A 26417-nucleotide genomic window follows, 5' to 3' on the forward strand; every position below is an offset into this window, starting at 1 on the left:
AAGCAGCAACCCGGCGTCAACCCCAACCCCCAACCCCAGAGTGCGAACGAAAAACCTATAGCGATGCTGCGGCCCTCGCCGCCGTGTCATACAACCCCGAAGCATTGCGCAGCAACTGCGCCGCCTCTCCAATCTGCTCATTCGAAAGCCCGCTCTCCTTCAGCGCGCTGATCAGGCAACTCTCCCGCACTTCCCGATACTTCCCGCACAACTCGCGGCCCGCCGGCGTTGCGGAAAAGAACACTTCCTTCCCCACCTTTTCGCTCGCCACATACCCCCGCGCCATCAGCTTCTTCAAGGCGTAGCTCGCAACGTGCGTGTCCTCTATATTGAGTACAAAGCAAATATCGGCGATCTTTTTCTTGCGATCGCGGTGGCTGACATGATGCAACAGCGATACTTCCACCGCCGTCATGTCCTTGGCGCCCGCCGCCGACATGCAGCGCACCATCCATCGGTTGAACGCGTTGCCAGCCATGATCAACCCGTACTCGAACTCGGATAATTCCGCGCTGGTTTCGGATACGAGATGCTCGGAGGAAACAATCTTGGTCGGGTGGCGGGGCATGGCGTTTAACGGAACAATGTGCCAACGAGTGTAGCGTATCGACCGAAATTTCAATAACTAGTACACATTCTTATTGATAATTTGTCGATAATTTATTGACAATGTACATTCCGATGATCGAATCGAGGCGCGACCTCGAATACCGGCAAGGTCAGCATGACATCACCCAAAATTCATCCGCTCGGCGATACCGCGCTGGTCTGCGAAGCGCCGGCCCCGGCAACGCTCGAATGCCAGCGCCGAATGTGGGCGCTCGCCGATGCAGCGCGGCTCTGGCCGCATGTTCTGGAGGTGGTGCCGGGCATGAACAACCTGACGCTCGTCTTCGATCCGTTGCAACTGGAGCAAACCAATCTCGCGCAGCAATTGAAAAACGCCTGGGACGAGGGGCTCGAGGCGGACGTCGGGACCGCGGAAATCGAAATTCCCGTGCGTTACGGCGGGACGGACGGGCCTGATCTGGCAGCGCTGGCGAAGCACCTGAAATTGAGCATCGATGAACTCGTGAAGCGCCACACGCAAGCCGATTACATCGTGTTCTTCCTGGGTTTTCAGCCGGGATTTGCGTATCTCGGCGGGCTCGATCCGACGCTCAACGCGCCGCGGCACCCGAAACCGCGGCTGGAAGTGCCGGCGGGATCGGTGGGTATCGGCGGGGAGCAGACGGGGATCTATCCGGCGGTGTCGCCGGGCGGCTGGCAGTTGCTCGGGCGCACGGACGTCAAGCTTTTCGATCCCGCGCGCAACCCGCCCACGCTTATGCAGCCGGGCGATCACGTGCGTTTCACCGCGCTGGAGGTGCTCGCATGATCGACGTGATTCGCGCCGGCATGCTGTCTTCAGTGCAGGACCTCGGGCGTCAAGGGTACAGGCACCTGGGCGTGAGTTCGGGCGGGGCGCTCGACGCTTTATCGCTGGAAATTGGCAACAGGATCGTGGGCAACCGGCCAGACGCGGCGGGTATCGAATTGACGCTCGGACCGGCTACGTTGAAATTCACGCGCGCGACGCGCATCGCGATCACGGGTACGGATTTCGGCGCAACTCTCGACGATAAACCCGTCTACTCGTGGTGGAGCCTGCCGGTCGAGGCCGGCCAGGAACTGACGCTGCGCGGCGCGAGGCACGGCATGCGCGGGTATGTTTGTGTGGCGGGGGGTATCGATGTCCTGCCCATGCTCGGTTCGCGCAGCACGGATCTCGGCGCGTGTTTCGGCGGCCTTGGTGGCCGGGCGTTGCGCGACGGCGATCGTCTTGCGACCGGCGTGCCGCAGCCACACAAGAACGGCGCGTTTTCGCCAACGGGCGTGGCGTTCGGCGTGAAAGCGCCCGCATGGTGCAAGTTCGTATATGTGGAAGAACCCTTGCGGCGCGGCAAACATACGCCGGGCAACGCGTGGTCATTGCCGGTCAGGGTCTTGCGCGGTCCTGAATATGAGACCTTCACGAAAACGGCGCAGCACGATTTCTGGGACGAAGAATGGACCATTACGCCGAACAGCAATCGCATGGGTTTCCGGCTTGCCGGAACGGTGCTGGAACGTACCGATAAAGCCGATTTGCTCTCGCACGCGGTGCTGCCCGGCACGATCCAGGTCCCGCCGAACGGCCAGCCCATCGTGCTGATGGGCGACGCCCAGACCACGGGCGGTTATCCGAAGATCGGATCGGTGATCCGGGCGGATTTGTGGAAGCTCGCGCAAGCGCGGTTGAATGGCGGCGTGCGATTTATCGAAACAACGGTGGAGGCCGCGCGCCATGCGCTGGCCGAAGAGCGCATGTATGTGAAACAGGTCGAAGCGGCTATCGCGATGCACGCCGAACGCTACGACCGGTAGATAAACGTGAAAGGAACGACCATGGAAATCGATCTGAATGCCGATCTCGGCGAAGGGTGTGGCTCTGACGAAGCGCTGCTCGATCTGGTGAGCTCGGCGAATATCGCGTGCGGCTGGCATGCAGGCGGCGCCACGGCCATGCGCGATTGCGTGCGGTGGGCAGTCGCGAAGGGCGTAGCGATCGGCGCGCATCCGAGTTTCAACGATCCCGAAAATTTCGGGCGCAAGGAAATGGATATTCCGGCATCCGAGATTTATGCCGGCGTGTTGTACCAGCTCGGCGCGTTGGCCGCAATTGCCAAGGCAGAAGGCGGCAAGATCGCGCACGTGAAGCCGCACGGCGCGCTCTACAACCAGGCCGCGAAAAACCCCGGGATCGCCGAGGCGATTGTCTCCGCCATCCACGACTTCGATCCTTCGCTGCTCGTGTTTGGCCTCGCAAACAGCAATCTCGTCGATGCCACCCGCAAGGCGAACATGGCGGCCATCGAAGAGGTGTTTGCGGATCGCGGATATCGCGCGGACGGATCGCTCGTGCCGCGCAAGGACCCGGGCGCGCTGCTCGACGACGAAGAAGCGGTTCTCGCGCGCACGCTCGCCATGGCAACCGAACGGCGCGTGCAGGCGATCAGCGGGGAATGGGTGCCGATCAACGCGCAAACCGTCTGCCTTCACGGCGATGGCGCGCACGCACTGGCCTTCGCCAAGCGGATTCGCGGCGCGCTGGAAACGGCGGGTATCGAAGTGCGCGCGGCTCACGCGCAAGCCGCTTGAACCGAAAGTAACCACGTCACAACAAATTAAACGCCTCGGGTCAACACGAGGCGTTTTAGCAAGCGGCCATAGAACCGCTTTTCGTCGAGCCGATGGAATGGGCCACTCAAAGCAAGCGGCCCGTCCAGCGGCGGCAAGTCAATCACCCGAGCTTTGGAGATCTGAATGGGAACCGCAGTCAATCTATGGCCGCTGATCGGAGTGGCCGTCATCATCGTGGGATTCATCCTGCGCTTCAATCCGATGCTGATCGTGGCCGCCGCCGCCATCGTCACCGGGCTGGCGGCGCATTTTCCGATCGATCGCATTCTTACTGCCATCGGCACGGGGTTTTTGAAGACGCGCAATATCCCGCTGATCATCTTGCTGCCGCTCGCCGTGATCGGCTTGCTCGAACGACACGGGCTGCGTGAGCGCGCGCAGATCTGGATCTCGGGCATCAAGGCCGCGACGGTCGGGCGTCTGTTGATCGTCTATTTGCTGATACGCGAACTCACCGCCGCCGTTGGCCTGACCGGCCTGGGCGGCCATCCGCAGATGGTGCGACCGCTGCTCGCGCCCATGGCCGAAGGCGCGGCCGAAGCCCGCTACGGCAAGATCTCCGATGAAACCCGTTACAAACTGCGCGCGTATTCCGCCGCGACGGACAACGTCGGCCTGTTCTTCGGCGAGGACATTTTCGTGGCGTTCGGCGCCATCGTGCTGATGACTACCTTTTTGCGTGAAGCGGGCATCGTGGTCGAACCATTGCATGTCGCCGTCTGGGGTATTCCGACCGCGATCTGCGCGTTCCTGATCCACGGTTTCCGGCTCTGGCTGCTCGATCGGCGACTGACTCGCGAACTCGGCGCGCTCACCAAGAACGTTCGCGGAGAAACAGCATGACGCTCACGATCAACTACCTGTTCTATTTGCTCGGCGTGGTGCTCGTGATTGTCGCGGGCATGATCTACGTCGATAAAACCCATCCGCGCCGTCTCACCGCCGGCACGTTCTGGCTGGTTTATGCGCTGATTTTTCTGATCGGCGACTGGTTGCCGGCGAATGTCGTTGGCGGGCTGGTTGTAGCGATGGCGCTGATTGCCGGTTTGGGAGGCGTCACGGCCGCCAAGCCCAAAATGCTCTCGGAAGAAACACGTCGCAAAACCGCAATTCGTCTCGGCAACAAGCTCTTTGTGCCGGCGCTGACCATTCCGGTGGTGACCGTTGTATTGACGCTGGCCGCAAGCCATCTGGTGTTCGGCGGCAAGCCGCTGCTCGACCCGAAGAACGTCACGCTGATGGGCTTTGGGATTGGTTGTATCGTCGCGCTGGCTGTGGCTTGCGTAATGACACGCGATACCGTCGGTCAGTCGATGAAGGAAACGCGCCGTCTCGTCGATGCCCTTTCATGGGCGGCTGTGTTGCCGCAAATGCTCGGCATGCTTGGGCTGGTGTTCTCGGATGCGGGCGTGGGCAAGGCGGTCGCGCACGTGACGACGGCTTATGTGAACCTGGACTATCGCTTGGTCGCGGTCGCGGTGTATTGCGTCGGCATGGCGCTCTTCACGATGGTCATGGGCAACGGCTTCGCGGCGTTTCCTGTGATGACCGGGGGCGTGGGCGTGCCGATTCTGGTCGGCGTGTTCCACGGCAATCCCGCGACGATGGTCGCTATCGGCATGTTCTGCGGTTATTGCGGAACGCTCATGACGCCGATGGCCGCTAACTTCAATATGGTGCCGGCGGCGTTGCTCGAGTTACCCGATAAGAATGCGGTGATCAAGGTGCAGGTGCCGACGGCTCTCTCATTGCTGGTCGTGAATATCTTCTTGTTGAACTGGCTGATGTTTATTTGAGGACGGGGCGCGGCGGGGATTGTGGTTTGTGAGGATGTGCTCGGAGTCGGCGCCGAATTGCTTTTCCGGGCTTCATGCATTCCGTTTTCCATGAGAACCGGGCGGCGAGTGACGACGCCGCGCCGCCGCCAATACAAACAGGCTCGCACGTATGCGGGCCGATGCGCTAAATGCTTGGCGGCGCGTCTACGGCTCAAACGGCGACTTTCGGCCCCCGTCCGTTCGCTCCATTAACGTTTTTCCGTTGCCGTCGGTTATCAACGCGAGTGGGCGCAGTTCGGGATATTGCGAAACTAAAGACATTAAAACCATTCCGCCGATTCTTCGCGCTGCTTCGTCATCGAGCACATTCTCATCGTCCGCAGGAACTTCGATAAGTGCCCGTTTCTGTGCGTCATCAATACCATTGATCGCGTTTTCCGATACAAAAAATTGGCGAAGTGTTTTTGTAGCTGGATCGTAGCCGGTAAGCAAGTATCGTAAATTCATCTAGTAACCTCGACAGGTCTGGTAATTAGAGAACGCTCTCTGTTTGCACAGTGCAAAAGTACGCGGGTCTTTATACAACGCACCCGCAAAATTGCATATTTCTAAGTCGTTTTCGTAATCTGCAAAGCATTGTGCTTCATGCGATTCACTCACGCCGCGCGCCGCAATAGACAATACATCATTGCCCGTCGCGCTTTTCGCGTACTCAAACGGTACGGCATCGCCTAGCGGTGTGCTCACCTTGTCTGCAATCTCGTTAAAGACGGACGCGGCCTTTTGCATCGCTTCACGTTCGAGATTCGCGCTACGCGCGACCATACCCACGACCGATAGAAGGAACGGCATTTCCGACTCTTCCACGGTTTCGAAATGCGACGGACTCAACCGCGCTTCCCGCTCGATACGCTCGTCGATTGCCGCGTTGTATCTACGCAGCGATTCACGATCCGCATCCAAGAGCGCGTTGTAATCGAACGGCGGCGTATCCGGTCTATCTTGTCGCGCTGGCGGATCAAGCGTAAAGCCGCCGTTCTCGAACGCGTTCGTTGTCGCGCCGTCTTCCTGCAGGATATCGACCGCGCCATCGCGCACGTAGGGAAGCAACGTTCGCAGCGTGTCCCGCGCGCTTTTGTCCGATTGCGAATACCACGAAAAGCCGCCCCTCAAGAACGACTCGACGCGCTCCACAAGCGCCGCGTTCGATTCCCATATGTGCATGTCCGCGCCCATCAGCATGGCGCGCCCCGCCTTCGTTTTATCGGCGTCATCGCTAAAGCTGAAACGTTGCGCCTTGCGCATCACGTAGCGGTAGCCGTTGTAACGCGTTAATTCGGTCGTCATCCTGATTATTTCGTTGTTGTAACGCTCGTTACGCTAACGCACTTTTCCACGCGCCCATCTCAAAAACCGCACGGAAAAGCATCATGATCTGATGGCGCACTCTAAACCCCTACGCTGGCTCGACCACAAACCCCCGCCGACGCAACAACTCCAGCACCCCCCGTTTCCCCCCCAGATGCAACGCTCCGATAGCCACAAAAATCGGCTTGTTCGGCGCCGCCAGCAGCACCGTCCGCGCGACAAACCGATAATTCCGGTCATAAACCACGCGGTTATCGATCTGCGCCGCAAGCGCCTTCGACCGGGCGATCTTTTCCGTCTTGGCATCGTCCCAGGCCTTGAGCGCATCGGCATCGCCAATGCGCCATAAACGGTGCAGCTCCTTCACATCGGCGACATTTTCCGCCGGCGTCTGCGCGAGATCCTGCGCGAGCATTTCGCGCTGCTGCGCCTGCGTCAGCCGCGTGAATGCCGATATCTGCTCGCTGATCGTCTCAAGCCCAACCACACGTCCGCGTGGCCGCAAATACACGTTCTGCAATTGCGTCTCGGAACCGTATTCGGTCTGGAAACCGGCCTTGATCGTATCGACGGTTTCAACCAGCATCGATGCAAGCCACGGACGCGACCGGCTGATATCCGCGAACATGGCTGGGTTGTTGCGCAAGCGCGCTTCCAGGCGTTTCCACAGCGCATCGGGCAATGCGCGCTGCAGGCAAGGCACGCGGCACGTGCCGTACTTGCTGACTTCATCTTGCGATACAAGCAGGTCATCGGGCGAGATTTCGAGCGCCAGAGTGGGCGATGCATCCAGCGCGCCGAGTATCGGCTTTCGAAACGGCATGCTGGCCGGATAGTCGTCCGGATATCCCACATGCAGCGTGCCGAGCACATAGATGGTGGTCTGGCCGCGCGTGGCGACGTAGAACGGCATATGCGCCGGTTGCGCCCGGACCGGGCCGCTCGCGGTAGTGCCGTCGGAACGGTCGGTGATATCCGGTGCCGCGGGGCGCGGCGATGGCACACGCAAACCGGGCAATGATGCAGAAGGCGCCGCGGAGGGCGTGGGCGGCGCCGCCACGCCCGTCAAGGCGAAAGCCGGCGCCGAACAACACGAAGCCATTACAACGATAAAACCAGCAAAGCGGCGCGCGATGTGCCGCGCCGCCGTCGTGTCAGGCATCGATCTCCCCGACCTCCTCGGCGCGGTGACACGAAACGTGCCGCCCATCAACGAAACGCAGCGCCGGTTCTTCCACGCGGCATTTATCGATTGCATACGGGCAGCGCTGATGAAATGTGCAACCTGATGGAGGGTTCAGCGGCGACGGCATTTCGCCTTGCAGCCGGATCTTGATGCGCCGGTCTTCTTCGAACAAAGCAGGTGTCGCCGACATCAGCGCGCGCGTGTACGGATGCCGCGGCCGTGCGTAGATGGTTGCTTTGTCCCCGAGTTCGGCAACACCGCCAAAATACATCACCATGACGTCGTCGGCGATATGTTCCACCACCGACAAGTTGTGCGAGATGAACACATAACTCGTTCCGAACTGCTGTTGCAGATCCATGAACAAATTCAGGATCTGCGCCTGGATCGATACATCCAGCGCGGAGACGGGTTCATCGGCGACGAGAATCTGCGGGTCGAGAATCATCGCACGCGCGATCGCCACACGCTGGCGCTGCCCGCCCGAGAACATGTGCGGATACCGCGCCGCATGTTCCGGCCGAAGCCCGACCGTGCGCATCATGTGCGCGATGCGCTCGGCGCGCTCGCTCGCGGTCAACTTCGTGTTGATCGCGAGCGGCTCGCCGAGCGTTTGCTCGACCGTCTTGCGCGGATTTAGCGAAGCAAACGGATTCTGAAACACCATCTGCACGCGTTGGCGCAAATCCGCGATCTTCGCGCGGTTCGCGTCCGCCACATCTTCGCCATCGATCAACAATCGGCCCGATGTAGGCGCTTCGATCATCGTCAACTGGCGCGCCAGCGTCGATTTGCCGCAGCCCGATTCGCCGACGACGGCAAGCGTCTTGCCGCGCTGAAGCGAGAACGACACGCCGTTCAGCGCCTTCACCGTGCCTTGCGCAAACATGCTGCGCTTGACGCTGTAGTGCCTGGTGAGTTTATCGGCGACGAGGACGGTATCTTGAGCCGCTACTTGAGGAACTGCGTTCATTGCGCGCCTCCGTGTTCTGCCACGAGTTCCATGTTCAGCGGCTTGATGCAGCGCGCGCGGACAGCGGGATCGTTTGGGGCGAGTTGAAAGAGCGCCGGACGGGCCTTACGGCAATCTTCGACGGCATATTTGCAGCGTGGCGCGAAGAGGCATCCGACCGGCCGATCATCACGGCCTGGCACCATGCCCGGCAACGCCGCGAGACGCTCGGCGCCGCGGCTATGCTCGGGGATCGCGGCAAGCAACGCTTCCGTGTACGGATGATGCGGCTCGCTGAAGATCGTCGGCACGTGATTCGTTTCGATGATCTCGCCCGCGTACATCACGGCCACGCGCTGCGCGACCTCCGACACGACAGCGAGATCATGCGAAATCAGCACGAGCGCCATTCCGCGCTCCTTCTGCAGCTTCACCAGCAACTCCATGATCTGCGCCTGGATGGTGACGTCGAGCGCGGTCGTGGGTTCATCGGCGATCAGGAGCTTCGGGTTGCATGCAACGGCCATTGCAATCATCACGCGCTGGTTCATGCCGCCCGACATCTGATGCGGGAAGGCATCGATACGGCTTTTTGCATCGGGAATGCCGACCTGGTCGAGCAGTTCCAAGGCGCGTTGATGCAGCTTCGATCCACGCAAGCCTTCGTGGAGCTTCAAAACTTCCTTGATCTGATACCCGACCGTATAGCTCGGATTCAGGCTCGACAACGCGTCCTGGAAAACCATCGCAATGTCCTTGCCAATGATCTTCCTGCGTTGCCGCGCCGACGCCTTCAACAAGTCGATGCCGTTGAACGTGACCTGATCGGCGGTGACGATTCCGGGCGCGTCGATCAGACCCATCAAGGCCATCATCGTGACGCTTTTGCCGGAACCCGATTCGCCGACAACGCCAACCACTTCGCCGGGTTTCACGGAGATATCGATGCGGTCGACTGCGGGCAGGCCGTTAAAACTCACGGCAAGATTGCGGATAGTGAGGAGATCTTCCATGGTCATGCCATCCGCTTGAGTTTGGGGTCGAGCGCGTCGCGCAGACCGTCGCCGAGCAGATTGATGACCAGCACCGAAATCAGGATGGACAACCCGGGCATGGTCACGATCCACCACGCGCTTTCGATGTAATCCCGTGCCGACGCCAGCATCGCGCCCCACTCCGCGGCCGGCGGCTGAACGCCGAGACCGAGAAAGCCGAGCGCGGCGGCATCCAGAATCGCCGATGAAAAGCCCAGCGTCGCCTGCACGATCAACGGCGCAGCGCAGTTCGGCAACACTTGCGAGAACATCAGCCGCACGGTGCCGGCACCGGCCACGCGCGACGCCGTCACGTATTCGCGTTGCAATTCGCCAAGCGCCGCAGCGCGCGTCAGACGCACGTATCCCGGCAACGCGACGATCGCGATGGCGAGCATCGTATTGACCAGCCCCGGTCCGATGATCGCGACCACCGCAACCGCCAGCAACAGCGAAGGCAATGCAAGCAGCACATCCATGATGCGCATGATGGGGGTATCGAGCCATTTCTGGAAAAACGCCGCGATCAACCCGAGCACGACGCCCGGAATCAGCGCCAGCACCACCGACACAAAGCCGATCCAGAACGACAGCCGCGCGCCGTACATCAGGCGCGAGAGGATGTCGCGGCCGGCTTCATCGGTGCCGAGAACGAATCGCCAATTGCCGCCGGCGAGCCACGCAGGCGGAATCTTGACGTTATCCCGATATTGCTCGATCGGACTATGCGGCGCGATCAACGGCGCGAATATCGCGATAAACACAAGGATCAGCACGATCGCGCCGGCCACGACCGCGCCACGATTGCGTGAGAAGTTTGCCCAGAATTCGCGGCCCGCCAGAAAGCGGCCGCCTGGGATGGGCGCCAAAGCGCCGGGGTTGTTTTGAATGTCGGCCATCGGCTTACCTCGTATGGCGAATGCGCGGATTCAGCACGCCGTACAACAAGTCGACGATTAGATTCACGAGAATGACGAGCGTCGCGATCATCAGGATACCGCCCTGCACGACGGGATAATCGCGTCGGCTGATGGCATCGATCAGCCATTTGCCCACGCCCGGCCACGAGAACAAGGTCTCGGTCAGCACCGCGCCCGCGAGCAGCGTGCCGACCTGCAAGCCGATCACGGTGACCACGGGAATCAGCGCGTTGCGCAACGCATGCACGATCACCACGCGTCCGGGCGCAAGACCCTTGGCGCGCGCCGTGCGGATGTAGTCCTCGCGCAAGACTTCGAGCATCGATGAACGCGTCATCCGTGCGATCACCGCCAGCGGAATGGTGCCCAGCACGATGGTCGGCAAGATCAGATGGCTGACGGCGGACTTGAACGCACCTTCATCTTCGGAGAAAAGTGCGTCCCACAACATGAAGCCCGTGCGGTGCGGAATGTCGTATTCCACCGCGATACGCCCGGAAACCGGCGTCCAGCCCAGCTTCGCCGAAAAGAACATGATGAGGATCAAGCCCCACCAGAAGATCGGCATGGAATAGCCGGTGAGCGCCGTGCCCATCACGCCATGATCGACAACCGTGCCGCGCTTGAGCGCAGCGGCCACGCCTGCGGGCAACCCCACGACGAGGGCGAAGATCATCGCGCAGAAAGCAAGTTCCAAGGTGGCCGGGAAGCGGCCGAGGAATTCGCCCATCACGCTGGTATTGGTGATGATCGACATGCCGAGGTCGCCTTTCAGCGCGTGTCCGACATAGTGGAAATACTGAACAGGCAGCGGCAGGTCGAGCCCGAGCCGCTTCATGGCTTCGGCATGCATTGCCGGGTCCACGCCGCGCTCGCCCATCATGACTTCGATAGGATCGCCCGGGATCAGGTGGATGAGTGCGAAGGCCAGGATCGTGATGCCGATAAACGTCGGAATCACCATGCCTATGCGTCGCAGAACGAATCGGAACATGGTTCGTCTCTTTGGGGAGGAAAAATGCGACCGGCGACGCGGGCTTGTGACCCTTGTCGCCGGACCTTTTCGACTAGTTATATTTTTCGTGCAAGAAGCGTACCGCGCGAAGCTTACTGCACGCCCACGCCGTCAAAGCGCAAATAGCCCAACGGTTCGATCTTCATGCCCGTGACCTTCTTGCTGGTGGGCTGATAAACCGTCGAGTGAGCGATCGGCGAGAACGGCAGTTGCTCAGCGAAAATCTGCTGCGCTTGCGTATAGGCCTGCGTGCGCTGCGCCTGATCGGGCGTGTTGCGGCCCTTGATCACCAGGTCGTTGAACGGCTTGTAGCACCAGTGCGAGAAGTTGCTGCCATTCACCGCTTCGCAGCCGAGCAGCGTGCCGAGCCAGTTATCCGGATCGCCGTTGTCGCCCGTCCAGCCAATCAGCATGGCGTCATGTTCGCCGGCGTGGGCGCGCTTGATGTATTCGCCCCACTCGTACGACGTGATGTTCGCCTTCACGCCGATCTTCGCCCAGTCGGCCTGGATCATCTCGGCCATCAAACGCGCGTTCGGGTTGTACGGACGTTGGACCGGCATGGCCCACAACGTGATCTCGAAACCATTCGGGAAGCCGGCCTTTGCAAGCAGCGCCTTGGCTTTGGCGGTGTCGTAGGCGGGGAGCTTCAGGTTCTTGTCGTAGGACCATTGCGTCGGCGGCATCGGCGCGTTCGCGGGTTGTCCTGCGCCTTGATACACCGATTCGATGATCGCCTTCTTGTTGATCGCCATGTCGAGCGCGCGGCGGACATCGACGTTGTCGACGTTCTTCTTCGTCACGTTGTACGCCACGTAGCCTTCATTGAAGCCGGCCGACGACGGTGTGTCGAGATTGGCATCGGCCTTCAGCGGCGCAATGTCAGCCGGACGCGGATAGCTCATCACCTGGCATTCGTTGCTCTTCAGCTTTTGCACGCGAACGGCGGCATCCGGCGTGATCGAGAAAATCAGCTTGGAGATTTTGACGGCGCCCGCTTTCCAATAATCAGGATTACCGTCGAAACGAATGGTCGCGTCTTTCGTATAGCTGCGGAAAATAAACGGACCCGTGCCGACTGGTTGCTGATTAATGTCCGACGCCTTGCCGGCCTTCAGCAATTGCTGGCCATATTCATCGGATTGAATCGATGCATATTCCATCGCCATGTTCTGGATGAATGGCGCATTTACTTCTTTCAGCGTGAATTTGACCGTGTACGGATCGACCTTTTCGATCTTCGTGATCAGCTTGTCGAGACCCATGTCAGTGAAATACGGGAACGATGCCGGGTACGCCTTGCGGAACGGCTGGTTCGGATCGAGCATGCGGTTGAACGTGAAAAGCACGTCGTCCGCATTGAATTCGCGCGTCGGCTTGAAGAACGACGTGGTCTGGAACTTCACGCCGTGGCGCAGATGGAACGTGTAGGTCAGGCCATCGGCCGACACATCCCACTTTTCAGCGAGGCCCGGCTCTACCTTTGTGCTGCCGCGTTCGAATTCAACGAGGCGGTTGAAGACCGTGAACGTGTTCGCGGTGAAATCCGTGCCCGTTGTGTACTGGGCGGGGTCGAAACCGGCCGGACTGCCTTCTGAGCAGTAGACGAGCGTTTTGTTGGGGATGGGTGCCGCGTGGGCGACGCTCGCGGTTACGAGCGATGCCGCGATGGCGGCGCTGACGGCCATCGACAGATGGGCAGCTCGCAACAGGCCAATTTTCTTCATGTTTCCTCCAGGTCTTGTGCCGGCTAAAACCGGCGTAGCGCGATATTACTGAGCTTTGCCGGGAGGAACAAGGCGACGAAATTATCGGAGGGAATGTGTCTGGTAATAGCATATTACCAGGGGTGATAGGGGACGAAGGCGTTGGGGCGCGCAAACGGCGGTGGGAATGGATTCGTGGCGTTGCATCTTCGTGCTATCGGCGCTTCGTCGCCTATTGGTATAGAACAATCGATTGAACCGAAATTCGACTCGGTCGAATTTTTTATTTACCCGCATTGACTCGTTTTCTGCGGTGGTTCATTTGTTTATATCGTTGACTGATTAACTCGTGTCCATGAAGTGGGAAAGCCGCTTTCTAACTTCCAAATATGCATATAGTCGACTATCTCGATCTTCTTCGATCGCTCGTTTTCGAAAACACATTAATAACAATCTGGATTCAAATCGGAGAAATCATGTGGCATCTTTCCGGGAAGTGGCTAGCGGTACTCTGTATTGTTTCAAGCTGGCATACGGGCGCAGCTGCGGCATGCATTTCCAATCCCGCAACGCTGACGATAGACGTTGGGACGATCAACATCGGAACGGGAAGTGTTGTTGCGGTCGGTTCGGTCATTAAAACGATGCAGGGGAAATGGACTGCATATGGCTCGAATTCGACCGGTGCTTGCGGAAGCCAAACGTTGCTTACTTACCCCGCGCCGGGCGCGCTATCCGCGGGTTTTACAGACGTGTACGACACGAATCTCCAGGGCATAGGCATACGCATCTACGTCTGGACACAGGGCCAAATCACAATTGGAGTTGGCGGCGGATATTACGGAATGCCCACCACGCCAAAGGTCGTTCCGTATCAGCTACCCGTCCAAAACCTGGCCAGCGGGGTGTTCGGTGCCGGATACAACTACATCCAGCTCGATTTCGTCCGCACAGCGCCGGGCCTTGAAGGCGGTGTGTTGCAGCTGACCACTCCGCTCCTTGTAGTCAGCGACCAATCTGGCCAATCGAGCCCGTTGACCATAACGACACTGACCGTCAAAGGTACTTCCGCGCTCAAAACCTGCAGCGTGACCACGTCTCGTCTTGTTGTGGATCTGGGCACCGTCAAATTGCCCGATGTGGTGTTTTCATCGCCCGCTGCGTCGAAAGCGTTCACGATTGAGATGACATGCTCCGCGAGTCCCAACATATCGATCCAGTTCGACGGCACAACGGTGATCGGCAACGACACAGTCTTGCAGCTCCGAGACGAACCGGGTGTGGCGACCGGTATCGGATTGCAGATTCTTGACTCGTCGCCCAGACCAATCACGTTCGGAAAAATGATGCCGCTGGCCGCTGCCGCGCCGGATGGTATCAACAAGTTCAACTTCAGCGCTCGCTACGTGCCGATCGCGCCGCACAGAACGCCGGGCACAGCAGATTCGAACGCGACGTTCACTATGGAATATAACTAAGGCGGAGTGACCCGGAAAATCAAGAACCGCGCGACGAACGCCGCGCGGGTAAAACCAGACTTTTACTTCCCCTGCAGCTTCAGCCGCTCGCAAATCGTCTTGCTCGCGGCCGCGCCGTTCAGCGTATAAAAATGCAGCCCGGGCGCGCCTTCCGCAACAAGCCGTTCGCACAAACCGGTCACCACATCCAGCCCGAAAGCGCGGATCGCTTCTTTATCATCGCCAAAACTTTCCAGGCGGCGCGCAATCCACTTCGGCACTTCCGCGCCGCACATCTCGGAGAAGCGCATCAGTTGCGAGAAATTCGTGATCGGCATGATGCCCGGCACGATGGGAACATCCACGCCGAGTTTGCGGGCGTCATCGACGAAACGAAAATACGCGTCCGCATTGAAGAAGTACTGCGTGATCGCCGAATTCGCACCCGCCTGCACCTTGCGCACGAAGTTATCCAAATCGGACTTCGGCGAGCGCGCCTGCGGGTGATATTCCGGATACGCCGCGACTTCGATGTTGAACCAGTCGCCATGCTCGGCGCGAATGAAGCTCACCAGTTCCGACGCATAGCGCAACTCGCCAACCTCGCCCATGCCCGAAGGCAAGTCGCCGCGCAACGCGACGATATGCCGAATGCCATGTTCGCGATACGCGCCAAGAATCCCGCGCAAACTTTCTTTCGATGACCCGATGCACGACAAATGCGGCGCCGCCTCGAGTCCCTGCTTCATCATCTCGAGCACGGTATCGAGCGTGCCTTGCTGCGTGGAACCGCCCGCGCCGAACGTCACGGAGACGAACTTCGGATTGAGCGTCTTGAGCTGCGCGCCGGTAGCGCGCAATTTCTCGATTCCTTCCGCCGTTTTCGGCGGGAAGAACTCGAATGAGAGTTCGATCGGTTTCATGATGATCTTTAACCGGGCGCGTGCGTTTGACGCATTACCCGAAGGTGCGCTGACCAAGAATCAGCGCGGACAGCAGCCAGGACACGATGCTGTAAAGAATCGAACCAATGAACGCCGACCAGAAACCCGATACCTCGAAGCCCTTGAGCAAGGAAGCACACAGCCAGAAGCACAACGCATTCACGACCAGGATAAAAAGCCCGAGCGTGAGGATGGTCACCGGCAGCGTGAGCAGCACCAGCAGCGGACGCAGGAAGGTATTGATCAGCCCAAGCACGATCGCCACGATCAGCGCGGTGCCGAAACTGCGAATGTGGATCGATGGCACGAGGTAAGTGATGATCAACAACGCGAGCGCGTTGATCAGCCAGGTCAGCAACACGGACATCGATGGTCTCCTGGAACTTGAAGTCAGAGCGCATGGGCTTGCAAAAAAACCCATGCGCAGCCTAACGATTAATAGCGGTAATGATTCGGCTTGAACGGCCCCATCTTGTCCACGCTGATGTACTTCGCCTGGAAGTCGGACAGCACGGTCAGTTCAGCGCCGATACGCCCCAGATGCAGACGCGCGACCTTTTCATCAAGGTGCTTCGGCAAAACATAGACCTTGTTTTCGTACTTGTCGCCGTGCACGAACAGTTCGATCTGAGCGATCGTCTGGTTCGTGAACGATGCCGACATCACGAACGACGGGTGGCCCGTTGCACAACCCAGGTTCACCAGGCGCCCCTCGGCCAGCAGGATCACGCGCTTGCCATCGGGGAAAATGATGTGGTCGACTTGCGGCTTGATGTTTTCCCACGTGTACTGGCGCGTGGATGCAACGTCGATTTCCGAGTCGAAGTGACCAATATTGCAAACGATCGCGTTGTTGCGCATCGCCTTCATGTGATCGTGGCCGATCACGTGGAAGTTGCCCGTCGCCGTCACGAAGATGTCGGCCTTGTCGGCGGCATATTCCATGGTGACTACGCGATACCCTTCCATTGCTGCCTGCAACGCGCAGATCGGGTCGATTTCCGTGACCCACACCGTTGCACCCAGACCACGCAGCGATTGCGCGCAACCCTTGCCCACGTCGCCATAACCTGCGACGACCGCGATCTTGCCCGCGATCATCACGTCGGTCGCGCGCTTGATGCCGTCGACCAGCGATTCACGGCAGCCATACAGGTTGTCGAACTTCGACTTCGTGACCGAGTCGTTCACGTTGATGGCCGGGAACGGCAGACGCCCTTCCTTTTCCATCTGATACAGACGATGCACGCCCGTGGTCGTTTCTTCCGTCACGCCCTGAATGTGCACGAGGCGCTTGGAATACCACGTCGGATCGATATCGAGATGAGCGGCGATCGACTTGTACAGCGCGACTTCTTCTTCGTTTTCCGGCTTGGAGATGACCGAGCGGTCCTTTTCAGCCTTCGAGCCGAGGATCAGCAGCAACGTGGCGTCGCCGCCGTCGTCGAGGATCATGTTGGCGAATTCGCCGTTCGGCCATTCGAAGATGCGGTGGGAGAATTCCCAGTATTCGTCGAGCGATTCGCCCTTGAACGCGAACACCGGCACGCCGCCTTGAGCGATGGCGGCCGCAGCGTGATCCTGCGTCGAAAAGATGTTGCACGATGCCCAGCGCACGTCCGCGCCGAGAGCCGTCAACGTTTCGATCAGCACGCCGGTCTGAATGGTCATGTGCAGCGACCCGGCAATACGCGCGCCTTTCAGCGGCTGTTGCGTCTTGTATTCCTCGCGCGTTTGCATGAGGCCGGGCATTTCCGTTTCAGCAATGTTCAGTTCCTTGCGGCCCCAGGCGGCAAGAGACATATCGGCGACGAGGAAATCTTGGTTGGTTTTTGAATCGAGAACTGCGGCGTTCATCACGCCCTCCTTTCTAAAAAGAAACATAGAAATTTGACGTGAGCGCCGTTCGATGCGGTGGTTCAACAAGCGCTTGATTAATGACCAGCGCTGGTCGCTCCGTCCGATTGAATGCTTCGAGCCTGGCGGTTTTCCGGAAAGTTTTCCGGGTGGTAATACAAACCGTCGCAACGCTCCTCGAAGCGAAATCGGATTGTAGCAAATCGGGATGGCGCGCGGTGAGTGCTATCGGCGAGATCAGAAAGGCAAAAAGGTGAGTAACGGCGCGAGCAAAACCATGACAACGCCGGAAATCATCATTGTCAGGCTGGCGACCACGCCTTCTTCACTGCCGAGTTCGCGCGCTTTCGCCGTGCCTACGCCGTGCGCGGCGGCTCCAAACAGTGCGCCGCGAGCGAGCCGGGCGCGCAATGGCACAAGCGCCAGCACGACTTCGCCGAAAAGCATGCCCACCACGCCCGTGGCTATCACGAACAACGCGGTGAGATCCTTGGGCGCGTGGAGTTTGTCGGAAACGGCGAGCGCGAAAGGCGTGGAAACCGACCGTGTGGAAAGGCTGCGCTGCAATTCCGGCGACAAATGCAGCAATTTGGCGAGCGCGAGCGACCCGCCTACGCCCACCAGAATCCCGACCGTCACACCAACCGATAACGACAGCCAGTGCTTTTTCAAAAGATGCCGGTATTCAAAGATGGGCACGGCAAAAGCCACGGTGGCCGGGCCTAGCAGCCACATCAGCCAGCGGGTATCGGCGAAATAAACGGTGTACGGAATCCGTGCAGCCATGACGATGATCACGAGCACGGCCGGAACAGTCAGCATGGGTGTGAGCAAAGGCCGGCGGAATCTGGCGTACAGGCGCTTGAGCGCAAAGTACAGCGCCACCGTCAACACGAAGCAACCCGCCGCGATGAGGCTGCCGGCGGCATCGGAGAAAAGAGGTTCGGGGAGGTACGGCATTGCGGGCAGCATTGTCTTGTTCGGCTCAGGCGCGGGCAGCCCGGCGAGCGCTCGTGATGCGGCGCAGTTCCAGCCGGCGCTCGAACTTCGAGGCTTGTTCCACGGCAAACGCCACCGCGATCATGACCATCAGCGTGCCGAACACGACGACCAGCGCGAGCCGCCAGCCATCTTCGCGGAACAGGCCGCCGTATTGGACCGCGGCGACCGCGGCCGGGATGAAAAACAACAGCATGTCGGTCAACAGCCAATCCGCGCCGGCCTTGACCCAGCGCGGTGCGATGCCGCCGCTAAACAACAGCGCGAGGAGCGCCAGCAAGCCGATCACGCCGCCTGGAACCGGCAAATGGAACGTGCGCGCGGCCAGGTCGGCGAGTAACCAGATTCCCGCCAGCGCCGCGCTCTGTAACGCGATTCGCATGAACCGGCTGGCGGGCGCCCGACTGCGCGTTACAAATTTTGAAAAAGGCAAAATGGCGGCGAGAACGATCATGACGGGCCTGCTGCAAACGGATGCGGTGAAATAAGGGTTAACCTGTAGTCGAATATAGCGTGCGTCTAAACATAATTAAAATGACTTAAACTTATCGACCGCATTCCAAGGTGGAATCAAAGGGGCGTGTATGGAGTTGCGATCGTTGCGGTACTTCGTAGAGGTGGTGAAGCAAAAAAGCTTCACTGCGGCGGCGGAGAAAATGTTCGTCACGCAGCCGACCATCAGCAAGATGGTGAAATCGCTCGAGGACGAAATCGGCTCGCCGCTGCTGCTGCGCGAAAGCCGCCAGATGGTGCTGACCGATGCCGGGCAGATCGTCTACCAGCGCGGACTCGAAGTACTCGCGGCGCACGCGCAACTCGAAGCCGAACTCAACGATCTCGGCAAACTCGGACGCGGCACGCTCACAATCGGCATTCCGCCGATGGGCGGATCGCTGTTCACGCCGGCCATCGCCGCATTCAAGAAACGTTATCCCAAAGTGGAGCTGAAACTGTTCGAGCGTGGTTCGAAAGCGATCGAAGCCGCTTTGATCGACGGCGAACTGGAACTCGGCGGTGTGCTTGAACCCGTCGATCTTGCTACGTTCGACGTCATGCCTGTCAGCCGGCAGTTGCTGTGGCTCGTGGCGCAGAAGGGTTCGCGCTGGGACGCAATGACTGACGTGCCGCTCGGCGATCTGGCGTTGGAATCGTTTGTTTTCTACGGCGAAAGTCTTGCGTTGTCGGATCTGGTTCTGAACGCGTGCCGCGAAGCGGGTTTCTCACCGACTATTGTTAGCCGCAGTGGACATTGGGATTTCATGGCGGCGCTGGTGCAGGCCGGTGTTGGCATTGCATTGCTGCCGGCGCCGTATTGCCGCCGGCTGGATATCAATGCGTTTACGTGCCGGCCGGTCGTCGATCCGGAGATTCACTGGGACATGGCCGTTGGCTGGCGGCGCAACGGGTATTTATCGAACGCCGCGCGCGCGTGGCTGGAAGTCGCTCGAAAGGCATTGCCGGCCAATCTCGGCGATGACTTCCTGCAAGGCGCGGCGGCCCGGTTTCCTGCACAGGTGCGCGACGCTTCATCGAGATAACGGCCCGATCAAAACACAACGAAAAACACCCGGTCACGCGTCACGCGCGACCGGGTGTTTTTTTGCTGCTTTGCTACCCGGACTTAAACACGCCCGGTCACACAATTACTCTTGAACCGCAAAGTCGATACGGCGGTTAGCGAAACGTCCGCTGGCCGTCGAGTTATCGGCGATCGGGTGTTGGTCGCCATAACCTTGTGCCGTCAGACCGTCGGCGGAAACACCGTGCTTGACCAGGAAGGCGCGCACTGCTTCAGCACGCTTCTTCGACAAAGTCAGGTTCGAGCTGGCCAGACCAACGTTGTCCGAGTAACCGCCAATGTTCAGCTTGACCGTCTTGCCGGCGTCCTGGCACGACTTCAACAGCTGAGCCGATTTAGCCAGCGCCAGTTGCGCGTCTTGCGGCGGCACGTCCGAACCGGTGCGGAAGTTGATGACTTGCAGGTTCAGCACCTTGGCGACATCTGCCGCGGCGCAGTCATCATTCAGCGACGAGAACGCGCTCATGAACGAGTCCTTCGCGTTTTCGACTGCTTGCTTGACGTCGAAGGTACCAATGGTGAAGCCTGCGCCGAACAGCGACTTGAGCTTGTCCATCCAGCCGTTGCGAACGTCCGCAGCCGTACCGCTCAGTTCAATCTTTTCGCCCGACAACTTTGCTTCCGCGCCCGGCAATTGCATCAGCGGCAACAGGCCGTCGAGCTTGTCGAGCCAGCTTGCGGGCTTCGTGTCCGGATCAACCGTGATGGTCGCGTTCAGATGATCCGCGCCAAACTTCGCCGTCAATGCGGCAAGCAGCTTGGCCTTTTCTTCTTCGCTGCCAACGGTGGCGTGAATCGACGGTGCACCGAGCTTGTCGACGGTGAACGTCAGCAATGCGTCCTTGGTCGGAGCGGGAGCCGCGACGGCAGCAGGCGCCGAAGCAGGTTCCGATGCCGGCAAGGCTGCGACTGCCGGGGTCGAATTCACCACAGGCGCTTCAGCCGGTGCGGCTGTCACGGGCTGCTGGTTGGTGCAGCTACGGCCGAACAGCAGGGCCAGCAATGCGAGCGCGGCGGCAACTGCGAGCCACCACCATTTCTTCGATCCTGCCTTCTCTTCCATCACGATCTTGTCGAGCGATGAATTCGCAGCCGATGACGAACCGCCGGCCGTAGAAGGATGTTCCAGATGCGACGACACCGCTTTCAATTGCGCCGCCACGCCCGTCAGGAAACTGCCCGCGCCGCCAAGACCCAGCGCGCTGGAGATGTCTTCCGACATGCTCGCCTTCACCATTGGCAATTGATGGCCGAGGAGCGTTGGCAACTGACCGACGTTGCCGCCGGACTTCGAGAAGTAGTGTTTCAGCACGCCGAACAATGCGGTCGTGACAATGCCGCCAAGCGCGTGCGTAGCGCCTACCGACACGCCGGTTTTCGCGGCAACTGCGCTGCTCAGTCCGTTGATGCGATCTTCGGAAGCGACGCCCGAAGCGAGTCGCGTTCCCGCTGCGAGCAGCGATTGCAAGCCGTCGCCGTGCACGAGTTGCGGCAGCATCTCGACAATGTTCGCGTTCGAATCCGGTGACATGATGGATGCGAACAAGCCGCGTGCGCCTTCCGGCGACGACGCCTTGTTCATGAGTGAACCGACCATTGCCGGCGCGATCATGCCGACCACGCGCTTTGCCGCTTCCGGCGCAACGCCGAGTTTAGTGGCGAGTTGCTGCAACACGCTTTCGGTTAAAGCGCCCTGTACTAGCTGAATAACATTGATGCTCATTTGATTTGCCTTTCCTTACTTGCGTGATGTCGCCAAACGCCCAGAATGGGATTGGCGATTATAGGTTCGGGTTTAAAGAGATAAGGACTTCCGACTAAAAATCGGAAATACCTCAAGGCGGAATAATTAAGACGGTTCTCAACGGCTCCCGGTTTAGGCGGGTCGATCCGAAGCGCGGCTTTTAGGAGCAAAATATTCACTCCGACGGAGGTAACCGATGACCCCATCCACCTACGGCCAGACCCACGAAATCACGAACCAGGCGCCGCCGCTCGAGCGCTATGACGCGATGACCGGGGACCCGGCGCTAATCGCCGCGCTCGGGCGCGAAGGCGCGGACTGGCATCTCGAAACGCTCGTGCGCGACGGCCGTGCGCTGACGCAACCGGGCGTCCTCGCGCTCGCCGACCTCGCCAACCGGCATGCGCCCGAACATCATCCGTTCAGCGCGCGCGGGGAGCGTGTGGATGCCATCGAGTTTCATCCCGCGTGGCATACGCTGCTTTCAATGTTGCGTGAACAAGGCTTGCACGCGTTGCCGTTCGAATCCGGTTCGTCCGGCAAGCCGCGGCCCGGCGCCATGGCCGCGCGCGCCGCCGGATATTTTCTCCACGCGCAACTGGAAAGCGGATCGTTGTGTCCGCTGACCATGACGTTCGCGAGCATCCCGGTCCTGCAGAAGGAACCCGCGCTATACGCGCGCCTGCAGGCGCAATTGCTTTCGCGCAAGCACGATCCTCGCGATATCCCGCTCGACGCCGGCAAGGAATCCATGATGATCGGCATGGGCATGACCGAGAAACAAGGCGGCTCGGATGTGCGCAGCAACCGGACCCGCGCGATGGCGTTGGGCGCGGGCGGACGGGGTGGAGAGTATCGGCTGATCGGGCATAAATGGTTCTTCTCCGCGCCGCAATGCGACGCGCATCTCGTACTCGCGAGGACCGGCGAAAGCGCCGATGAGAAAGGCCCGATCTCGTGCTTCTACGTGCCGCGCTTCGCCCCCGATGGTTCCAAAAACGCGGTTCAGATTCAGCAACTGAAGGACAAGCTCGGCAACCGCTCGAACGTCAGCAGCGAAATCGAGTTTCTCGATGCCTACGGCATCATGATCGGCGACGAGGGACGCGGCGTGCCGACGATCATCGAAATGGCGAACTTCACGCGGCTCGATTGCGTGATCGGCAGCGCGGCGTTGATGCGCGCCGCGCTGATCCACGCGATCCACCACGCGCGGCATCGAAGTGCGTTTGGGGCGAAGCTCGTCGATCAACCGCTGATGCGCAACGTGCTCGCCGACCTCGCGCTGGAGTCCGAAGCGGCGACCACGTTGTTCATGCGGCTCGCGGGCGCGTTTGAGGATTCATCGGCGCCTGAGGAGCGCGCGTGGCGGCGGATCGTGACGCCGGCCGCGAAGTTCTGGGTCTGCAAGCGCGCGCTCGAATTCACCGGCGAAGCAATGGAAGTCTGGGGCGGCAATGGTTACGTCGAGACGGGGCCGATGGCGCGGTTTTATCGGGAAGCGCCGGTGAATTCGATCTGGGAAGGCTCGGGCAATGTGATGTGCCTCGACGTGTTGCGGGCGATCGAGCGTGAACCCGAAGCCGCGCGCGCGTTGCTCGATTCGTGGCGTGCGGTCGCGCAGGAGCATCCGGCGTTGCGCGACGCGTTGAACACGCTGCTCGGGATGCTTCAGGACGATGCGGTTTCGCGCGAGGCATCGGCGCGGCGGATCGCGCAGCAGCTCGTGCTGACCGCGCAAGGGGTGTTGCTGGCGCAGCACGCGCCGGCGGAAGTGTCGGCGGCGTTCATCGAAACCCGTCTCGGCGATGCACGCGGCACCGCGAATCGCGTATATGGCACGTTGCCGGCGCGGTTTGATTTTGCGGCGATCATCGCGCGGGCGTTTGCCGCCTAGTACTTGGGAAGGACGGCCTATCTTTTGGGCATTCCGGCGACCGGCGCGACTTCCGGCGCCGGCCCCTCTTCCAGCCCGTTTTCCAGTCTGTAGAACCACGCCAGCAATTCCGCCACCGCCTGATACAACGCGGGCGGGATGCGGGCATCGAGATCGACCTGCATCAGCAACGACACCATATCCGGCGATTCGTGCACGTACAACCCGGCGTCCTTCGCGCGCTGCACGATCATCTCGGCGACCAGGCCGTAACCTTTTGCAACCACGCGGGGCGCGGCGTCGGGTTTCTTCGTGTCGTAGGTGAGCGCGGTGGCTTGCTTGCGCGCATCGTTTTGCTGCGTCATGCCGCACTCTCCGCGCCGGCCGGCGGTGAACCCGTATCCGGTGATATATCGCCGGTCGATTCGGCCAGCGGGTCCATCGCGCGGATGGTGATGCCGGCGAGCCGCAGGCCGGCGGCTTCGAGTTGCTGCTGGAAATGGGCGCCATCGCGGGCAAGCAGGATCGCGCCGTCCGCGCTCGCGTTGAGCTTCACCAGCAACTGCTGCCCGGTGAGCACGAGGTTCGCGTCGACGTTGCCAAGCGTCGGCAGCGCCAAGGTCACGCGTGTGTGCCAGGCGCGTTCATCGCCGAGCGGCAGGTTTTCCGCACCATCCCGCGCGCGGCGCTCTCGCGGCTGGATCTCCCACTCGAATTTCGCACCGGGCCACGCTTCGCCGGACCAGCGGAACTGGTTGGTGGCGAGCAGATCGAGCTGCTGGCGCACCAGCGGAATAGTCGATGGATGAATGCCCGCGCTGATCGATGCCTGTACGGCCGGATCATGCGTGTTTCCATCGGATGCGGCGGATGCGGATCCAGCGCCCGCCCGCGTGCCGGGAGGAGAGAACACGTTCGGCGGCACCGCGCGCACCGACGCCGCCAGCGCCGCCGCCTGCTGCGGCGTGAGCGGCATGGGGACGAGGCGCACGGGGTTCATCGGATCGGGCGGATCGGCGGAGAACGTCGGCGGCAGCAGGGATTCATCGATCCACATATCTGCCGGAAGATCAGGCTGCGGTTGCGGCGTGTCGAACGGAAGGGCGGCCGTCAGGTTATCCGCACGCGCTTGCGGCTCATCGTTCAGCGACGCGAGCGTGCGTTGCCCGGCGAGCCATTGCGCGATATGGCTTTCGTAGAAAAGCCCGCTTTCGCTCACGGTTTTCGCCAGCACAGACGCCAGCGCATCGGCAGGCAAAACCTGCGCGGCTTGATTGACAGCGGCGGTGGAGGCGGTGGCAGCAATGGACCCCGCGGAAGCGGTCGAAGGCGCCGTGGAATACGCGGAAGCCGCCTGCGTATCGAACAACGACCCCGATAACGTTGCGAACGCGCTCGCGGCAAGCAGCGGCCGTGGCGCGGTTGGCCACAACGGGGTATCGCTTGTCATTGGCGGCGTGTTTTGGCCGCCGAAACGGGAAATGGCGTCGAGCGTGCGCGCGACATTGCTGAGCGCGGTTTGCGCGGAAGCGGAGGGCGGCGTGTTCGCCGCGTTTGCTGGAACGGGGACGGTAAACGGCGGGGTATCGACGAGAAGTTGCGACGTGCTGGTTTGCGCCGTCGCGCCCGAGGTCGATCCGCCCTGCGGAAGGAGCGCCGATAACAGCATGTCAGTGCGGCTGGCGATGAGCGCAGCGATCGCGGAGTCCAGACCAGGCATGCCGGTTTCCTCGGGTCACCGGTCAAGCGATCAACAATCGGATCTGCCCGTCACCGGTTTTCGGCGGGCTGCAAACACGTGAACCACAAGAAACGTGTTTATCGCAGCCCGATCATCTTTTTCAAAACTCGCGCAGGCCTGTTCACCGTGAACAGCGCCGATAAACGCGCAAGGCTGGGCGCACTCAGGTCGCGAATGGCGGCGTCGTCGGCGAGAATCCGGCGCACCAGCTCAAACTTGCGGGCGCGCGCGGTGTCGTCGAGCTGGGAGGCGGCATCGACTTCTCTCAAGCCGTCGATCAACTCGCGATACGCCCCCTGCATGATCTTCAACTCACTCCATTCCCCCGTGCGCGCCGCGGCCAGCATGCGCGCAGAAAGTTCAGCAATCGCTTCGTAATGAGAGAAATATTCTTGTGTCGTTTTCATTATGTGCGGACAAATTTCGCATTGTCACGCCGCAGCCATTCTTGCTGCGTCGGGTGCAATTGCGATCCAGGCGTCTTCCAGAGTCGCCAACAAGCCATCGACTTCCACCAGCATCGGTTCGCTTTGCTGCACGTTCGCTTGCAGAAGGCGGTGCGACATATACGTATAGAGCGCGTCCAGCCGCGCTGCGATTTCTCCGCCGGCTTCCTTGTTCAGGGCCTGCTGCAAACCGCTTTCGATAATGCCGATCGCCTTCGTGATCGCCTCTCCGCGCGCCGCGATGTTGCCCTGCTGCAAGTGCATCCGCGCCTGGGCGATAGCCTGGCGCGCGCCCTGATACAGCATGACGACGAGTCTGTGCGGACTGGCGCCCATCACTCCGGTTTGCACGCCGACGCGTGCGTACGCGTTGGCTCCCGCATGTCCCTGGGAAAACATCCGACTTTCTCCAATTTCGATGTCCGCGCGTGCCGATTGCGGAAATCGTGATGAACCGATGCCGGCATTGCGATCAAGACCTGTTGATTTGTCTGACTGTTTGCCGTGCTGTTACTTAGGGTTATCGGAGAAAGCGGCGAAAGCTTTAGGAAGGGTTTGCGTCACAGCGGGTTCCGGAAAGTGCAACGGTCGCC

General features: G+C 60.3%; 27 protein-coding genes and 1 riboswitch. Of the genes, 8 read left to right on the forward strand and 19 right to left on the reverse strand.

Annotation, left to right across the window (positions count from 1 at the left end; genetic code table 11):
* Nucleotides 1-55: 55 nt before the first annotated feature.
* The gene (locus HB633_RS26785; RefSeq protein WP_213781181.1) at nucleotides 56-568 is read right to left on the reverse strand and encodes a winged helix DNA-binding protein; all 513 of its coding nucleotides are present in this window, start codon (nucleotides 566-568) and stop codon (nucleotides 56-58) included.
* Between the two features lie 156 nt (nucleotides 569-724).
* Here HB633_RS26785 and pxpB point away from each other — a divergent pair, with 156 nt between their 5' ends.
* The 5 genes from pxpB (at nucleotide 725) to HB633_RS26810 (ending at nucleotide 5018) form a co-directional block, all read left to right on the forward strand.
* Complete coding sequence (gene pxpB, locus HB633_RS26790) at nucleotides 725-1378, forward strand: 5-oxoprolinase subunit PxpB (RefSeq protein ID WP_213781182.1); 654 nt, start codon at nucleotides 725-727, stop codon at nucleotides 1376-1378.
* Nucleotides 1375-2406 carry a biotin-dependent carboxyltransferase family protein gene (locus tag HB633_RS26795; protein ID WP_213781183.1) on the forward strand — a complete coding sequence of 344 codons (1032 nt, stop codon included), beginning with the start codon at nucleotides 1375-1377 and terminating at the stop codon, nucleotides 2404-2406. The genes pxpB and HB633_RS26795 overlap by 4 nt, the downstream gene beginning before the upstream one ends.
* 21 nt (nucleotides 2407-2427) lie before the next feature.
* Entirely contained in the window at nucleotides 2428-3180 is a 753-nt protein-coding gene (gene pxpA, locus HB633_RS26800; protein WP_213781184.1) for a 5-oxoprolinase subunit PxpA, read from the forward strand.
* A 165-nt stretch (nucleotides 3181-3345) separates the two neighbouring features.
* Nucleotides 3346-4065 carry a DUF969 domain-containing protein gene (locus HB633_RS26805; RefSeq protein ID WP_213781185.1) on the forward strand — a complete coding sequence of 240 codons (720 nt, stop codon included), beginning with the start codon at nucleotides 3346-3348 and terminating at the stop codon, nucleotides 4063-4065.
* Nucleotides 4062-5018 carry a DUF979 domain-containing protein gene (locus tag HB633_RS26810; RefSeq protein ID WP_213781186.1) on the forward strand — a complete coding sequence of 319 codons (957 nt, stop codon included), beginning with the start codon at nucleotides 4062-4064 and terminating at the stop codon, nucleotides 5016-5018. The genes HB633_RS26805 and HB633_RS26810 overlap by 4 nt, the downstream gene beginning before the upstream one ends.
* Before the next feature lie 186 nt (nucleotides 5019-5204).
* On the opposite strand, the gene HB633_RS26815 is transcribed toward HB633_RS26810, so the two are convergent.
* The 8 genes from HB633_RS26815 to HB633_RS26850 all read right to left on the reverse strand — a co-directional run bounded on the left by HB633_RS26815 (nucleotide 5205) and on the right by HB633_RS26850 (nucleotide 13202).
* Nucleotides 5205-5507: a hypothetical protein gene (locus tag HB633_RS26815; RefSeq protein ID WP_213781187.1), complete on the reverse strand. Its 303-nt coding sequence runs from the start codon at nucleotides 5505-5507 to the stop codon at nucleotides 5205-5207.
* Nucleotides 5508-6347 carry a hypothetical protein gene (locus tag HB633_RS26820; protein WP_213781188.1) on the reverse strand — a complete coding sequence of 280 codons (840 nt, stop codon included), beginning with the start codon at nucleotides 6345-6347 and terminating at the stop codon, nucleotides 5508-5510.
* 109 nt (nucleotides 6348-6456) lie between these two features.
* A complete protein-coding gene (locus HB633_RS26825) occupies nucleotides 6457-7530 on the reverse strand; it encodes a TraB/GumN family protein (protein ID WP_213781189.1) in 1074 nt (357 codons plus the stop codon).
* Entirely contained in the window at nucleotides 7523-8527 is a 1005-nt protein-coding gene (locus HB633_RS26830; RefSeq protein WP_213781190.1) for a peptide ABC transporter ATP-binding protein, read from the reverse strand. The genes HB633_RS26825 and HB633_RS26830 overlap by 8 nt, the downstream gene beginning before the upstream one ends.
* Nucleotides 8524-9525, reverse strand: a complete 1002-nt coding sequence (locus HB633_RS26835) for an ABC transporter ATP-binding protein (RefSeq protein ID WP_213781191.1) — start codon at nucleotides 9523-9525, stop codon at nucleotides 8524-8526. The genes HB633_RS26830 and HB633_RS26835 overlap by 4 nt, the downstream gene beginning before the upstream one ends.
* Nucleotides 9522-10439 (reverse strand): ABC transporter permease subunit, encoded by a 918-nt coding sequence (locus tag HB633_RS26840; protein WP_213781192.1) that lies wholly within the window; start codon nucleotides 10437-10439, stop codon nucleotides 9522-9524. The genes HB633_RS26835 and HB633_RS26840 overlap by 4 nt, the downstream gene beginning before the upstream one ends.
* Before the next feature lie 4 nt (nucleotides 10440-10443).
* The gene (locus HB633_RS26845) at nucleotides 10444-11454 is read right to left on the reverse strand and encodes an ABC transporter permease subunit (protein ID WP_213781193.1); all 1011 of its coding nucleotides are present in this window, start codon (nucleotides 11452-11454) and stop codon (nucleotides 10444-10446) included.
* A 113-nt stretch (nucleotides 11455-11567) separates the two neighbouring features.
* Nucleotides 11568-13202, reverse strand: coding sequence for an ABC transporter substrate-binding protein (locus HB633_RS26850; RefSeq protein ID WP_213781194.1), 1635 nt, complete (start codon nucleotides 13200-13202; stop codon nucleotides 11568-11570).
* Nucleotides 13203-13657: 455 nt separating this feature from the next.
* Between HB633_RS26850 and HB633_RS26855 the strand changes: the two genes are divergently transcribed.
* Nucleotides 13658-14659 (forward strand): fimbrial protein, encoded by a 1002-nt coding sequence (locus HB633_RS26855; protein WP_213781195.1) that lies wholly within the window; start codon nucleotides 13658-13660, stop codon nucleotides 14657-14659.
* A 62-nt stretch (nucleotides 14660-14721) separates the two neighbouring features.
* Here the strand turns inward: HB633_RS26855 and metF are convergent, their stop codons facing one another.
* From metF to HB633_RS26880, 5 genes are all read right to left on the reverse strand, one after another.
* Nucleotides 14722-15561, reverse strand: a complete 840-nt coding sequence (gene metF, locus HB633_RS26860; protein WP_213781196.1) for a methylenetetrahydrofolate reductase [NAD(P)H] — start codon at nucleotides 15559-15561, stop codon at nucleotides 14722-14724.
* A gap of 34 nt (nucleotides 15562-15595) precedes the next feature.
* Nucleotides 15596-15949 carry a phage holin family protein gene (locus tag HB633_RS26865; RefSeq protein ID WP_213781197.1) on the reverse strand — a complete coding sequence of 118 codons (354 nt, stop codon included), beginning with the start codon at nucleotides 15947-15949 and terminating at the stop codon, nucleotides 15596-15598.
* A 68-nt stretch (nucleotides 15950-16017) separates the two neighbouring features.
* Nucleotides 16018-17439 (reverse strand): adenosylhomocysteinase, encoded by a 1422-nt coding sequence (gene ahcY, locus HB633_RS26870; RefSeq protein ID WP_213781198.1) that lies wholly within the window; start codon nucleotides 17437-17439, stop codon nucleotides 16018-16020.
* 33 nt (nucleotides 17440-17472) lie between these two features.
* A riboswitch (S-adenosyl-L-homocysteine riboswitch) is annotated at nucleotides 17473-17624 on the reverse strand.
* Between the two features lie 52 nt (nucleotides 17625-17676).
* Nucleotides 17677-18399, reverse strand: coding sequence for an LrgB family protein (locus HB633_RS26875; protein WP_213781245.1), 723 nt, complete (start codon nucleotides 18397-18399; stop codon nucleotides 17677-17679).
* Between the two features lie 25 nt (nucleotides 18400-18424).
* On the reverse strand, nucleotides 18425-18820 hold the full coding sequence (locus HB633_RS26880) for a CidA/LrgA family protein (RefSeq protein ID WP_255581189.1): 396 nt from the start codon (nucleotides 18818-18820) through the stop codon (nucleotides 18425-18427).
* Nucleotides 18821-19022: 202 nt separating this feature from the next.
* On the opposite strand from HB633_RS26880, the gene HB633_RS26885 reads away from it, so the two are divergent.
* Entirely contained in the window at nucleotides 19023-19976 is a 954-nt protein-coding gene (locus tag HB633_RS26885) for a LysR family transcriptional regulator (RefSeq protein ID WP_213781200.1), read from the forward strand.
* 105 nt (nucleotides 19977-20081) lie between these two features.
* Here the strand turns inward: HB633_RS26885 and HB633_RS26890 are convergent, their stop codons facing one another.
* A complete protein-coding gene (locus tag HB633_RS26890) occupies nucleotides 20082-21740 on the reverse strand; it encodes an OmpA family protein (RefSeq protein WP_213781201.1) in 1659 nt (552 codons plus the stop codon).
* Between the two features lie 217 nt (nucleotides 21741-21957).
* Between HB633_RS26890 and HB633_RS26895 the strand changes: the two genes are divergently transcribed.
* Nucleotides 21958-23658, forward strand: a complete 1701-nt coding sequence (locus tag HB633_RS26895; RefSeq protein WP_213781202.1) for an isovaleryl-CoA dehydrogenase — start codon at nucleotides 21958-21960, stop codon at nucleotides 23656-23658.
* Between the two features lie 17 nt (nucleotides 23659-23675).
* On the opposite strand, the gene HB633_RS26900 is transcribed toward HB633_RS26895, so the two are convergent.
* From HB633_RS26900 to fliS, 4 genes are all read right to left on the reverse strand, one after another.
* The gene (locus tag HB633_RS26900; RefSeq protein ID WP_213781203.1) at nucleotides 23676-24002 is read right to left on the reverse strand and encodes an EscU/YscU/HrcU family type III secretion system export apparatus switch protein; all 327 of its coding nucleotides are present in this window, start codon (nucleotides 24000-24002) and stop codon (nucleotides 23676-23678) included.
* Nucleotides 23999-25357, reverse strand: coding sequence for a flagellar hook-length control protein FliK (locus HB633_RS26905; RefSeq protein ID WP_213781204.1), 1359 nt, complete (start codon nucleotides 25355-25357; stop codon nucleotides 23999-24001). The genes HB633_RS26900 and HB633_RS26905 overlap by 4 nt, the downstream gene beginning before the upstream one ends.
* A gap of 98 nt (nucleotides 25358-25455) precedes the next feature.
* Nucleotides 25456-25785: a flagellar protein FliT gene (locus HB633_RS26910; RefSeq protein WP_213781205.1), complete on the reverse strand. Its 330-nt coding sequence runs from the start codon at nucleotides 25783-25785 to the stop codon at nucleotides 25456-25458.
* A 24-nt stretch (nucleotides 25786-25809) separates the two neighbouring features.
* Nucleotides 25810-26223 (reverse strand): flagellar export chaperone FliS, encoded by a 414-nt coding sequence (fliS, locus tag HB633_RS26915; RefSeq protein ID WP_213781206.1) that lies wholly within the window; start codon nucleotides 26221-26223, stop codon nucleotides 25810-25812.
* Between the last annotated feature and the right edge of the window lie 194 nt (nucleotides 26224-26417).

Origin of the sequence: Caballeronia sp. dw_276 (assembly GCF_018449635.1) — a bacterium.
Classification (GTDB): domain Bacteria; phylum Pseudomonadota; class Gammaproteobacteria; order Burkholderiales; family Burkholderiaceae; genus Caballeronia.

Coding starts and splice junctions, on each gene's coding strand:
- HB633_RS26785 (WP_213781181.1), bottom strand. CDS start 568: ATGCCCCGCCACCCGACCAAGATTGTTTCCTCCGAGCATCTCGTATCC.
- pxpB (WP_213781182.1), top strand. CDS start 725: ATGACATCACCCAAAATTCATCCGCTCGGCGATACCGCGCTGGTCTGC.
- HB633_RS26795 (WP_213781183.1), top strand. CDS start 1,375: ATGATCGACGTGATTCGCGCCGGCATGCTGTCTTCAGTGCAGGACCTC.
- pxpA (WP_213781184.1), top strand. CDS start 2,428: ATGGAAATCGATCTGAATGCCGATCTCGGCGAAGGGTGTGGCTCTGAC.
- HB633_RS26805 (WP_213781185.1), top strand. CDS start 3,346: ATGGGAACCGCAGTCAATCTATGGCCGCTGATCGGAGTGGCCGTCATC.
- HB633_RS26810 (WP_213781186.1), top strand. CDS start 4,062: ATGACGCTCACGATCAACTACCTGTTCTATTTGCTCGGCGTGGTGCTC.
- HB633_RS26815 (WP_213781187.1), bottom strand. CDS start 5,507: ATGAATTTACGATACTTGCTTACCGGCTACGATCCAGCTACAAAAACA.
- HB633_RS26820 (WP_213781188.1), bottom strand. CDS start 6,347: ATGACGACCGAATTAACGCGTTACAACGGCTACCGCTACGTGATGCGC.
- HB633_RS26825 (WP_213781189.1), bottom strand. CDS start 7,530: ATGCCTGACACGACGGCGGCGCGGCACATCGCGCGCCGCTTTGCTGGT.
- HB633_RS26830 (WP_213781190.1), bottom strand. CDS start 8,527: ATGAACGCAGTTCCTCAAGTAGCGGCTCAAGATACCGTCCTCGTCGCC.
- HB633_RS26835 (WP_213781191.1), bottom strand. CDS start 9,525: ATGACCATGGAAGATCTCCTCACTATCCGCAATCTTGCCGTGAGTTTT.
- HB633_RS26840 (WP_213781192.1), bottom strand. CDS start 10,439: ATGGCCGACATTCAAAACAACCCCGGCGCTTTGGCGCCCATCCCAGGC.
- HB633_RS26845 (WP_213781193.1), bottom strand. CDS start 11,454: ATGTTCCGATTCGTTCTGCGACGCATAGGCATGGTGATTCCGACGTTT.
- HB633_RS26850 (WP_213781194.1), bottom strand. CDS start 13,202: ATGAAGAAAATTGGCCTGTTGCGAGCTGCCCATCTGTCGATGGCCGTC.
- HB633_RS26855 (WP_213781195.1), top strand. CDS start 13,658: ATGTGGCATCTTTCCGGGAAGTGGCTAGCGGTACTCTGTATTGTTTCA.
- metF (WP_213781196.1), bottom strand. CDS start 15,561: ATGAAACCGATCGAACTCTCATTCGAGTTCTTCCCGCCGAAAACGGCG.
- HB633_RS26865 (WP_213781197.1), bottom strand. CDS start 15,949: ATGTCCGTGTTGCTGACCTGGCTGATCAACGCGCTCGCGTTGTTGATC.
- ahcY (WP_213781198.1), bottom strand. CDS start 17,439: ATGAACGCCGCAGTTCTCGATTCAAAAACCAACCAAGATTTCCTCGTC.
- HB633_RS26875 (WP_213781245.1), bottom strand. CDS start 18,399: ATGCCGTACCTCCCCGAACCTCTTTTCTCCGATGCCGCCGGCAGCCTC.
- HB633_RS26880 (WP_255581189.1), bottom strand. CDS start 18,820: ATGCGAATCGCGTTACAGAGCGCGGCGCTGGCGGGAATCTGGTTACTC.
- HB633_RS26885 (WP_213781200.1), top strand. CDS start 19,023: ATGGAGTTGCGATCGTTGCGGTACTTCGTAGAGGTGGTGAAGCAAAAA.
- HB633_RS26890 (WP_213781201.1), bottom strand. CDS start 21,740: ATGAGCATCAATGTTATTCAGCTAGTACAGGGCGCTTTAACCGAAAGC.
- HB633_RS26895 (WP_213781202.1), top strand. CDS start 21,958: ATGACCCCATCCACCTACGGCCAGACCCACGAAATCACGAACCAGGCG.
- HB633_RS26900 (WP_213781203.1), bottom strand. CDS start 24,002: ATGACGCAGCAAAACGATGCGCGCAAGCAAGCCACCGCGCTCACCTAC.
- HB633_RS26905 (WP_213781204.1), bottom strand. CDS start 25,357: ATGCCTGGTCTGGACTCCGCGATCGCTGCGCTCATCGCCAGCCGCACT.
- HB633_RS26910 (WP_213781205.1), bottom strand. CDS start 25,785: ATGAAAACGACACAAGAATATTTCTCTCATTACGAAGCGATTGCTGAA.
- fliS (WP_213781206.1), bottom strand. CDS start 26,223: ATGTTTTCCCAGGGACATGCGGGAGCCAACGCGTACGCACGCGTCGGC.